At 32.9% G+C, this 10,994-nt stretch carries 9 protein-coding genes; 5 read left to right on the plus strand and 4 right to left on the minus strand.

Translation table 11 applies throughout. The features are described from left to right. Positions 1-71 precede the first annotated feature (71 nt). The 4 genes from gcvT to RC62_RS20030 all read left to right on the plus strand — a co-directional run bounded on the left by gcvT (position 72) and on the right by RC62_RS20030 (position 4,847). Positions 72-1,154 (plus strand): glycine cleavage system aminomethyltransferase GcvT, encoded by a 1,083-nt coding sequence (gene gcvT, locus RC62_RS20015; RefSeq protein ID WP_055098095.1) that lies wholly within the window; start codon positions 72-74, stop codon positions 1,152-1,154. A 251-nt stretch (positions 1,155-1,405) separates the two neighbouring features. Then, positions 1,406-3,436, plus strand: a complete 2,031-nt coding sequence (locus RC62_RS20020) for a S41 family peptidase (RefSeq protein ID WP_055098096.1) — start codon at positions 1,406-1,408, stop codon at positions 3,434-3,436. A 192-nt stretch (positions 3,437-3,628) separates the two neighbouring features. Further along, positions 3,629-4,342, plus strand: coding sequence for a YebC/PmpR family DNA-binding transcriptional regulator (locus RC62_RS20025; protein WP_055098097.1), 714 nt, complete (start codon positions 3,629-3,631; stop codon positions 4,340-4,342). Positions 4,343-4,631: 289 nt separating this feature from the next. Continuing rightward, complete coding sequence (locus RC62_RS20030) at positions 4,632-4,847, plus strand: hypothetical protein (protein WP_055098099.1); 216 nt, start codon at positions 4,632-4,634, stop codon at positions 4,845-4,847. Between the two features lie 78 nt (positions 4,848-4,925). Here RC62_RS20030 and RC62_RS20035 read toward each other — a convergent pair whose 3' ends face one another. The 3 genes from RC62_RS20035 to RC62_RS20045 form a co-directional block, all read right to left on the minus strand. After that, positions 4,926-5,840 (minus strand): LamG domain-containing protein, encoded by a 915-nt coding sequence (locus RC62_RS20035; RefSeq protein ID WP_055098100.1) that lies wholly within the window; start codon positions 5,838-5,840, stop codon positions 4,926-4,928. Positions 5,841-6,192: 352 nt separating this feature from the next. Continuing rightward, complete coding sequence (locus RC62_RS20040; RefSeq protein WP_055098591.1) at positions 6,193-7,233, minus strand: PLP-dependent cysteine synthase family protein; 1,041 nt, start codon at positions 7,231-7,233, stop codon at positions 6,193-6,195. Positions 7,234-7,303: 70 nt separating this feature from the next. Continuing rightward, on the minus strand, positions 7,304-9,439 hold the full coding sequence (locus tag RC62_RS20045) for a S9 family peptidase (RefSeq protein WP_055098102.1): 2,136 nt from the start codon (positions 9,437-9,439) through the stop codon (positions 7,304-7,306). Positions 9,440-9,506: 67 nt separating this feature from the next. Here RC62_RS20045 and RC62_RS20050 point away from each other — a divergent pair, with 67 nt between their 5' ends. After that, entirely contained in the window at positions 9,507-9,827 is a 321-nt protein-coding gene (locus RC62_RS20050; protein WP_055098103.1) for a YbaB/EbfC family nucleoid-associated protein, read from the plus strand. 120 nt (positions 9,828-9,947) lie between these two features. Here RC62_RS20050 and RC62_RS20055 read toward each other — a convergent pair whose 3' ends face one another. Then, positions 9,948-10,967: a threonine aldolase family protein gene (locus RC62_RS20055; protein WP_055098105.1), complete on the minus strand. Its 1,020-nt coding sequence runs from the start codon at positions 10,965-10,967 to the stop codon at positions 9,948-9,950. Between the last annotated feature and the right edge of the window lie 27 nt (positions 10,968-10,994).

Consider the following 10,994-nt stretch of genomic DNA (forward strand, 5'->3'; position numbering starts at 1 on the left):
TTTATAATTTAGACTATCAATTTTAGATATTTTTTGAATAAATTTGCGACACAATTTTATAAAACAACACAATGAAAAATACTGCGCTTACGCACATACATGAGAGTTTGGGAGCGAAAATGCTGCCTTTTGCCGGTTATAATATGCCTATTACATATGAAGGTGTAAATGCTGAACACGAAACAGTTCGTACTAGTGTGGGCGTTTTTGACGTGTCGCATATGGGCGAATTTTTGCTGACGGGTCCAAATGCTTTGGCTTTGATTCAGAAAGTGACTTCAAACGATGCTTCGACTTTGACAATTGGCAGAGCACAATATTCTTGTTTACCAAACAGTGAAGGCGGAATCGTAGATGATTTGATTGTATATAAAATGAAAGATGAGCAGTATTTACTGGTTGTAAATGCTTCGAATATTGAAAAAGACTGGAACTGGATTTCTTCTCACAATGATTTGGGAGTTGAGATGAAAAACCTTTCTGATGATTATTCGCTATTGGCAATTCAGGGGCCAAAAGCGGTTGAAGCGATGCAGGCTTTATCGTCTATAGATTTAGCTGCAATTCCTTATTATCATTTTGAGGTGGCGGATTTTGCAGGAATCGAGCATGTTATTATTTCGGCTACTGGTTATACAGGTTCTGGCGGATTTGAAATTTATTGCAAAAATAGTGAGGTTGAACAGGTTTGGAATAAAGTTTTTGAGGCTGGTGCAGCCTTCGGAATTAAACCTATTGGTCTTGCAGCCCGTGATACTTTGCGTTTAGAAATGGGATTTTGTTTGTACGGAAACGATATTAATGATACTACTTCTCCTCTTGAAGCTGGTTTAGGCTGGATTACAAAATTCAATAAGGATTTTACGAATTCTGAAAGTTTGAAGAAACAAAAAGAAGAAGGCGTTACTAAAAAATTAGTGGCTTTTGAAATGCAGGAACGTGCGGTGCCAAGACATGATTATGAAATTGTTGATGCAAATGGAGCCGTAATTGGTGTTGTAACTTCTGGAACTATGTCGCCTTCTATGAATAAAGGTATTGGTTTAGGATATGTAACGGTATCTAATAGTGCTGTTGACAGTGCTATTTTTATTAGAATCAGAAAAAATGACGTTCCGGCTAAAGTGGTAAAATTACCTTTTTATAAGAAATAGTCTTTAGTAGTATAAAGAATTTTTAAACATGCATCGCCTTATAAGCGATGCATGTTTTTTTTTGTCAAAATTCACGAATTTATTAGATAGCGTTTGAATAAAAAATTCGTGAATTCGCAGCGGGAATTTTGAATAAGTTAGAAATTATGTACTAAAAATATATTGTTTCGATGTAAGAAATTTTAGAAAAATTGTAACTTTTTATTAAAAAATTAAACGTAATTTTAATGTAAACGAAGATTTTCGATTCTATGAAAAAAATATTATTAGTATTATTGTTAGTTACGAACGTTCTATTTAGTCAAAATAGTAATTCAATATGCGAAATACTAAACAAAATAAATGCAGTTATTCAGGAAGAACATATTAGACCAAAACCGGTGGACGATAGTTTATCGGTTTTTGTTTTTGACAATTTAATTAATGAATTAGATCCTTCCAGAAACATATTATTTAAATCAGAATATAAAGAACTTGTTGATAAATATCGTACTAATCTGGATGATTTGATTCTGAGTAATGATTGTAGTTTTCTCGCTGATATTACTGCCAAATATAAAAATGGGTTATTAAGAACTAAGGCTGTTCTGGAAAAAATCGAGAAAGAACCAATTGATTACAATAAAAAGGATACGATTAGATTTTATAAAAAATCCTTTGCTTTTTATCTTAAAAAAGAAGACCTGGAGAAAGTATGGTCAAAAAAAATACGCTATCAGATTCTCGACGAAATTGCAGAGACGAGTGACAATCTCGATTCGCTTAAAGCTAATTTTAGTTCGATTGAATCAAAGTCTAAAAACTTGATTGTATCAAATGAAATTTGCCGAATAAATACACTTTTAGAAACCAATACCAAGCAGGAAGAAAAGCTCTACAATTTTTTCTGTACGTATTTTGATCCTCATACTGCTTATTTTAGTGATGATTCTAAAACAAGTTTTGTTGCTTCATTATCAAAAGAGCATTTGTCTCTGGGAATGACGGTTAACCTGAATGAAAAAAATGAAATTATCATAGCCGAAATTGATCCAAATGGTCCTGCGTATCAAACTGGACAAATTAAAAAAGGAGATCAGATTCTTTCAATATCCAATCAAAAGGAGACGTTGCAGGTTTCGTGTGCTTCTTTAGAATCTATTTCGACAATGATTTTATCCGAATCCAATAAAAGTATTACGCTTACTCTTAAACGAAATTCAGGTAAAAGCTTTGATGTTTATATCGAAAAGCAAGTTATGAAGGATGAGGATAATTCTGTTTTTAGTTTCATAATTGGTAAAGACAGTAAAATTGGATATATAAAAATTCCTAGTTTCTACGCTGATTTAGACGGAAACAGCCGTAAAGGTTGTGCAGATGATGTTGCGCGTGAGGTCATGAAACTGGAAAGGGATAATATAAAAGGTCTTGTAATTGATTTAATTGATAATGGCGGCGGATCTATGGAAGAGGCCATAAAACTTGCCGGAATGTTTATAGATTATGGTCCGCTTTCTATTGTTGTCGATAATAAACAAGGTAAATCTATTATCAATGATCCGTATAGAGGCTTGATTTACAAAGGTCCAATTGTAATTTTAGTGAATAGTAATACGGCATCTGCAAGCGAATTTTTCTCTTCTATATTACAAGATTATAACCGTGCATTACTATTGGGCAGCAATACATTGGGAAAAGCTACAATGCAAACCATTCTTTCGCTTGACGAAACTAAAAATACCGATTTTTTAAAAATCACGATTAATAAATTCTACAGGGTTACCGGAAAAAGCCACCAATATATTGGCGTAAAACCAGATGTAATTCTTCCTGAATTTTATGAAGGTGTATATCAAAAAGAAAGTGATTTTCCTACCGCTATTAAAAATGATAGTATTGAACCACTGCAAAAATTTAAACCTTACGTAAAAAGGGCTTTGATCGATAAACTGGCTAAAAACAGCTCTGTAAGACTTGCTGATAATTATTTTTTTAATAATATAAAAAAGATCAACCTAAAAATCGATCAGCTTGTTAATACACCAAAAGCGGAGATTCCGATGACATTGGATGCTATTTTTAAACAAAAGAAAATTGTAAATTCACTTTGGACAGAAATCAATACATTTAATGATGAAAACAACCCTTTAGATGTTTATAATTCTACTGTAAATCAGTTTTTATTAGGTGCTTATCCTAATGATAAAACGATAAACCAATATCAAATCGATAATCTAAAAACAAATCCGTACCTGAATGAAGCGGTGAATGTTATTAATGAGTTTAATGCGATGAAATAGATTTTGGTTTCAGGTTTCAGATTTCAATAAAAAGTTCAATTCATGACGAATTGAACTTTTTATTTTATCGATTTTCTAATCTCTCTAACAAAAACCTGAAACCTGAAACCTGAAACAAAAAAAAAGAGTAGAATTGATTTTGCAAAAATAAGGAATAACCGTATTTTTGCATCTCAAAACTAAAAATTAGAAATGGGAAGAGCGTTCGAATTTAGAAAAGGAAGAAAAATGAAACGTTGGTCAGCAATGGCCAAAACATTTACCCGAATTGGTAAAGATATCGTTATGGCTGTTAAAGAAGGTGGTCCTAACCCAGATGCCAATTCTAGATTAAGAGCTGTAATACAAAATGCAAAAGCCGCTAACATGCCTAAGGACAATGTAGAGCGCGCGATAAAAAATGCAAGCAATAAAGATACTGCCAACTATAAAGAGATTTTGTTTGAAGGATATGCTCCTCACGGAATTGCTATTTTGATTGAAACAGCATCTGACAACAATAATAGAACAGTAGCAAACATACGCAGTTACTTTAATAAATGTAACGGAACAATGGGAACTCAGGGTTCTGTTGAGTTTATGTTTGATCATACTTGTAATTTTAGAATTGCAAAAGGAAATCTTGATCCTGAAGAATTAGAACTTGAACTAATTGATTTTGGTGCCGAAGAGGTTTTTGAAGACGAAGACGGAATCTTAATCTATGCGCCTTTTGGAAGTTTTGGTGCTTTGCAAAAAGAACTTGAAAACAGAGGCTTAGAGATTTTATCTTCAGGTTTTGAGCGTATTCCGCAAATTACCAAAGAACTAAACGAAGCTCAAATCGCTGACGTTGAAAAATTAATCGAAAAAATTGAAGAAGATGATGACGTTATGAACGTTTATCATACAATGCAGGAAGCATAATATTCTTGATATTGACATATATAAGCTCTGAAATTTTCAGGGCTTTTTTGTTTTAGTACCTGAAGAAGGCTTTTTGATTATTTAGAAACTAATTATACGTTATTCAAACTTTATTTTAAACCAAATTAGTTTAAAGATGTAAAATAGAGAATAAATACTAAAATGATTAATAGTTCACCTCACACACTTTTACACTGTTCATATACACTCTAAATAGCTTATAAAGCCTTTAAAACAGACATTATCGCCTATATTTGTAAATTCCAAAAACTAAAACTAAATATAATTTATGAATAAATCGAGATATACAAAAGCTGCCGTAATTATTATGGTAATTCTATTTGTGGCTATTAGTGTTTTAAGCTGTAGTACACATGTTCACAGCAGTAACAATAGCAGTAGCAGTAATAGCAGCAATAAAAAGATACCGCCAGGACAAGCAAAAAAAATGTCCGGAAGCAAAAGCGCTAAAGCATATGCACCTGGACAACAGAAAAAACAATAAATCAAAAAGCCTTCTAAAATATAATTTTTAGAAGGCTTTTACCATTTAGAAATTGTAATATATAAATAAAATTGGAAGTTATTTTTTTGCGGGGTTATTGCTTACTTTCAATAAATAAGTCCCTTCTGGCAAATCGCCAATGTTAGTAGCATTCGCTCCTACTACTTTTGTACCTTGTGAGAAAACCTCAACAATTTTAGAACCTGTATTTGTTTCAGATGCAGTTCCTGTTTTTGCAGGTACTTTTGCAGCAACTACAGTTTTTACAGGTGCCGGAGCAACTACTTTTTTAGCAGGACTTGAAGCCTGAACAGTTTCTGTTACTGCTGCACCAGTTGGTTTCGAACTGTTATACGATTCCATAACCTGTTCGTCTGTCATGGCCACATTATATATTTTAAGATCATCTACATCTGCATTAATCCCAACTGTACCGTTTAATGCTCCTAACCTAAGAATATAACCTTTAGTTAAACGAGAAATTCCGTCAGCAGATTTTAATAATTCTCCGTTACGATACACTTTTGAGTGAGTGCCATCATAAGTAATACTATATTGATACCAAACCTCTCTTGAAAGCGGAACGGATACTATAACATTGTTTGTATCACCCCAACCCACTAAACTTAAGTCTGAATTACCTCCAGATGCTGCTTGTTGTAATAAACCAAAATACTGCGAATTTACAGCGCCGCCATATCCCAAAATATAATTTACTGAGGTAATAGCATTAAACTTAACCCATATCGATATTGATCTTGGTTTGTTATCCTGCGGAAGATCGCCAACTACACCTTGCAAAACTTTATTTGTGAGGCGTTGGGCTCCTTTAGCAACTCCCATTCTGTCATTTACAAAATTAGGTGTACCTAAAAGCGAAATCGAATTATCGGCATTATTTAAAGTCCCGTTAAAATTGAATTCCTGGACTGGATTTTGGGCATTAGTAATTAAAAAACTTACAAACATTAATGTCAGTAATAATTTTTTCATATGGACAGATTTTAGGGTATTTAGAAAAGCGCATTTAAGAACACTAATCTATATTATAATATGTATGAGCAAAAATTTATTCGGTAACAAACCTAAATAACCGTTAAATAACCAAAATTGATGATTATATCCTCTTAATTAAATTTAGTTATACTTTTATAAATTTTGTTAAAACTATAAATTTAATTCAATACTACAAAAAATTTATCACTAATAAATACAGTATTCTTATCAAAATTAACAATAAACGCAGTCAATAAATTTTATTGCCCAGATTTGTAAAAACATTTTTACAAAAAAAAACTCCATTCGTAAAACGAATGGAGTTGTATATCTAAAAGTAACTTAAAATTTACTTTACAAATTCTATTTTTTGAACCTCTTCTTCATTGACACTGTCAAAGAAACCTTGTTCGTTCATCCAGTCATCGCTAAATACTTTACTCATATAACGTGATCCATGATCTGGAAAAATTGCGATAATATTACTTTCTTTAGTAAATTCGCCTTCTTCTGCATATTGTTTAATTGCCTGCATTACTGCTCCGGAAGTATATCCTACAAACAAACCTTCTTTTCTGGTAATCTCTCTGGCAGAGTGAGCACTTTCTTCATCCGTTACTTTGATGAATTTATCGATAATATCGAAATCTGTAGCAGATGGGATCAGGTTTTTACCTAAACCTTCTATTCGATACGGATAAATTTCTTTGTTATCGAATTCTCTTGTTTCGTGGTATTTTTTTAATACGGACCCAAAAGCATCGACACCTAGAATTCTAATATTTGGATTTTGCTCTTTTAAGAATTTTGCAGTTCCGGAAATTGTTCCTCCAGTTCCGCTACAAGCCACAAGATGTGTGATTTGTCCTTTTGTCTGTTCCCAAATTTCAGGACCTGTAGTGTTATAGTGTGCATCAATATTTAATTGATTAAAATACTGATTGATGTAAACTGAGCCTTTTGTTTCTTCGTGCAATCGTTTGGCGACATTGTAGTAAGATCTCTCATCATCTGCAGACACGTGGGCGGGGCAAACATATACCTTTGCTCCTAAACTTCTCAGCATGTCAATTTTATCTTTAGATGATTTTGAGCTTACGGCCAAAATACAGTTGTACCCTTTTATAATACTTACCATTGCCAAACTAAAACCCGTATTACCGGATGTGGTTTCAATGATAGTATCACCTGGTGTTAAGATTCCTTTTTTCTCAGCTTCTTCAATAATATATAACGCTATTCTATCTTTCGAGGAATGTCCCGGATTAAAAGCTTCTACCTTTGCGTAGAAATTACCTTCTAACTCTTCGGTAATTTTATTTAGTTTAATAAGTGGGGTATTACCTATTAACTCTAAAACATTATTATAAGCGTTTATTTCTTCTTTCATAAAAAAATAGTTAATCAAAGGCATTTTTAAATAACCTTGATAGGTTGCAAATTTAACAAAAAATTTCTAATTAGCTTTTAATTTTTTCTAAATCTAATAAAAAACTAAATTCCTTTGCTAAGTCTTTTAAAGCCTCAAAACGTCCAGAAGCTCCACCATGTCCTGCATCCATATTAGTATCTAAAAATAAAAGATTATTATTTGTTTTTAGATTCCTCAATTTCGCTACCCATTTAGCTGGCTCCCAATACTGTACCTGCGAATCATGTAATCCTGTAGAAACATACATGTTAGGATAGTTTTGCGCTTTTACATTATCATACGGTGAGTATGATAACATATAATCGTAATATTTTTTATTATTTGGGTTTCCCCATTCGTCATATTCTCCGGTTGTCAACGGAATACTGTCGTCCAGCATAGTTGTAATAACATCTACAAAAGGCACCTGAGCAATAACTCCTCTATATAATTCCGGGGCTTCGTTTACGATAACTCCCATTAAAAGTCCTCCTGCAGATCCTCCTTCAGCATATAAATGTTCAGGAGATGTGTAATTTTCGTTTATTACAAATTTAGAGCAATCGATGAAATCTGTAAAGGTATTTTTCTTTTTTAACAGTTTTCCATCTTCATACCATTGTCTTCCCAAGTCTTCTCCTCCTCTAATATGGGCGATTGCATAAATAAATCCACGATCCAGAAGTGAAAGTCGTGTCGACGAAAAATACGTATCCATTGTGATTCCGTATGAACCATAAGCGTAAAGTAATAACGGATTTTTACCATTTTTATTTAATCCCTTACGATAAATCATCGAAATTGGCACTTTTACACCATCTCTGGCTATTGCCCAAACACGCTCTTCGATATAATTTTCTTTATCAAATTTTCCGCCTAAAACCTGTTGTTCTTTTAAGATCTCTTTGGTTTTAGTTTTCATATTAAAATCAATTACAGACGAAGGTGTTGCAAGCGATTGATAACTGTAACGTAAAACATCAGTATCAAAATCAATATTTGTTGTTGTGTAAGCATTATAGGTTTCACTGCCAAAAGGCAAATAATAGTCTGCATCGCCGCTCCATGGCATAATACGAATATGATTTAAACCGTTTGAGCGCTCTTCAACTACTAAATAGTTTTTGAAAATTTCGATATCTTCTAATAAAACATCTTCTCTATGCGGAATAAGATCTACCCAGTTTTTCTTTCCTGTTTTATTTTCAGGCGTTTTCATCAACTTAAAATTGGTCGCCTTGTCTTTATTGGTTAAAATATAAAAAGAGTCCTCAAAATGAGAAATACTATACTCTAAACCACGAACACGAGGCTGAAACACTTCAAATTCACCATCAGCATTATCAGAATTCAAAATTCTGTATTCAGTCGTTAAAGTACTTCCTGAACCAATAACAATATATTTTCTTGATTTTTCTTTGCTTACAGAAACATTAAAAGTATCATCAGTTTCATTAAAAACTAATATATCAGCAGCGGAATCTGTATTAAGTTTATGCCTAAAAACTTTATCAGCTCTTAAAGTAACTTCATCCTGCCTGGTATAAAAAACAGTTTTATTATCATTTGCCCAAACTGATCCTCCTGTAGCATTTTCGATTTTATCAGATAGAATTTCACCTGTTTCTAAGTTTTTAAACTGAATGGTATAAATTCTTCTTCCCACAATATCAACTCCAAAACTGGCAAATTTGTTATCCGGACTCACACTTAAACCTCCCAGTTTAAAATAAGCATGTCCTTTTGCCAATTCATTACAATTAAACATAATTTCTTCATCTGCAGAAAGGCTTCCTTTTTTTCTGGAAAATATAGGATAATCCTGACCGGTTTCAAAACGAGTAATATAATAGTATCCATTATAAAAATAAGGCACAGAGGAATCATCTTCTTTAATCCTGCCTTTCATTTCCTCATACAAACTTTCCTGAAGGGCTTTTGTGTGGGATGTCATGTCCTGATAATATGAATTCTCCTGATTTAAATAATTGATAACTTCAGGATTTTCCCGGTCGTTAAGCCAAAAATAATTATCGACTCTGGTTTCTTTATGTTTTTTTAATGATTTTGGAATTTCTTTGGCTTGTGGGGCCATTATATCGTTTTGCATTGATTGAGCATTAGTTTTTAAATACGAAGGAGCAAAAATACTACAAAGACAACAGAACCAAATTAATTTTTTCATAAAATATTCTATTGTTATCAAACAGCAATATACTAATTTTGTATGAAATAATTTAAAATCAACAAAAATGGATTTAATGGGAATGATGGGTAAACTTAAAGAAACCCAACAAAAAATTGAAGATACAAAAAAGCGTCTTGATACTGTTTTGATTGATGAACAAAGCGCTGACGGATTATTAAAAGTAACATTAACTGCAAATAGAAAGGTAAAATCAATCTCTATTGACGACTCTTTACTTGAAGATAAAGAACAATTGGAAGATTATTTAATCGTAACATTAAATAAAGCTATTGAAAAAGCTACTAGCGTTAATGAACAAGAACTTGACGCTGTTGCAAAAATGGATATGCCAATGATTCCTGGAATGGATAATTTGTTTAAGTAAGCTGCAAAGCTTCTGATGCACAAAGGTTCAAAGGTTTTATTTTGTAAACCTGAACATTCTAATAAAAAAAGACGCACAATTGTGCGTCTTTTTTTTAATCTTGTCCCTCTGAAACTTTTTCTAAAATTTTTGCAACGTCTCCAAAACATACGTATGCATTACTTCCTTATAATCTAAATGCGTTACAAGTCTAAGTTTATTATGTCCCATAGAACTTATCAGAATATTTTTCTGTTTCAATTTTTCAATCAAAAGCTGATCGCTGTAACCCTCTGCAAGTGAGAAAATCAAAATATTAGTTTCGACAGGTTCAATTGCAGACACCCATGGTTTTGTACTTAAAACAGCTGCAATTTCTTTGGCACGCCTGTGATCTTCGGCTAATCTTTCTATATTATTTGCTAAAGCATATAATCCGGCCGCAGCCAAATAACCAACCTGACGCATTCCCCCGCCAAGTATCTTCCTGATCCTCAACGCCCTGTGAATATCAGCTTTACTTCCTAACAAAACAGAACCTATTGGCGCACCCAATCCTTTTGACAAACAAACCGAAATTGTGTCGAAAATAGCCCCAAATTCTTTAGGATTTTGCCTTTTAGCCACTAATGCATTCCAAATTCTGGCTCCATCAAGATGGAATTTCAAATTATTTGCATCGCAAACTTTTTTTATTTCCTTTAAATCATCTAATTCATAACATGCACCGCCACCTTTATTGGTAGTATTTTCTACACAAACCAAACTCGTTAACGGACTATGGTAAAACTCCGGATCATTAATCGCGGCGGCAACCTGACTTGCAGTTATCATACCTCGGTCACCGTCTAATAAACAACATGAAACACCGCTGTTAAAAGAAACTCCGCCTCCTTCATAATTATAAACATGTGCATATTTATCAGCAATTAATTGCTCTCCGGGCTGTGTATGTAATTTAATCGCAGTTTGGTTAGCCATAGTTCCTGATGGAAAAAAAAGTCCTGCTTCCATACCAAAAAACTCAGCCACTCTGGTCTCTAATTCGATAACCGTAGGATCTTGCCTGTATACATCATCGCCAACATGCGCATTAAACATATACTGCAACATTTCGTATGTAGGTTTGGTAATAGTATCGCTAATTAAATTTATTTCCATATTCTAAAAACTATATCTTATTTTTGT

Source organism: Flavobacterium aquidurense (assembly GCF_001404985.1).
In the GTDB taxonomy this organism is placed as follows: Bacteria; Bacteroidota; Bacteroidia; order Flavobacteriales; family Flavobacteriaceae; genus Flavobacterium; species Flavobacterium aquidurense_B.

Excerpts from the sequence above, each read along its gene's own strand:
- gcvT (WP_055098095.1), top strand. The coding sequence starts at position 72 with ATGAAAAATACTGCGCTTACGCACATACATGAGAGTTTGGGAGCGAAA.
- RC62_RS20020 (WP_055098096.1), top strand. The coding sequence starts at position 1,406 with ATGAAAAAAATATTATTAGTATTATTGTTAGTTACGAACGTTCTATTT.
- RC62_RS20025 (WP_055098097.1), top strand. The coding sequence starts at position 3,629 with ATGGGAAGAGCGTTCGAATTTAGAAAAGGAAGAAAAATGAAACGTTGG.
- RC62_RS20030 (WP_055098099.1), top strand. The coding sequence starts at position 4,632 with ATGAATAAATCGAGATATACAAAAGCTGCCGTAATTATTATGGTAATT.
- RC62_RS20035 (WP_055098100.1), bottom strand. The coding sequence starts at position 5,840 with ATGAAAAAATTATTACTGACATTAATGTTTGTAAGTTTTTTAATTACT.
- RC62_RS20040 (WP_055098591.1), bottom strand. The coding sequence starts at position 7,233 with ATGAAAGAAGAAATAAACGCTTATAATAATGTTTTAGAGTTAATAGGT.
- RC62_RS20045 (WP_055098102.1), bottom strand. The coding sequence starts at position 9,439 with ATGAAAAAATTAATTTGGTTCTGTTGTCTTTGTAGTATTTTTGCTCCT.
- RC62_RS20050 (WP_055098103.1), top strand. The coding sequence starts at position 9,507 with ATGGATTTAATGGGAATGATGGGTAAACTTAAAGAAACCCAACAAAAA.
- RC62_RS20055 (WP_055098105.1), bottom strand. The coding sequence starts at position 10,967 with ATGGAAATAAATTTAATTAGCGATACTATTACCAAACCTACATACGAA.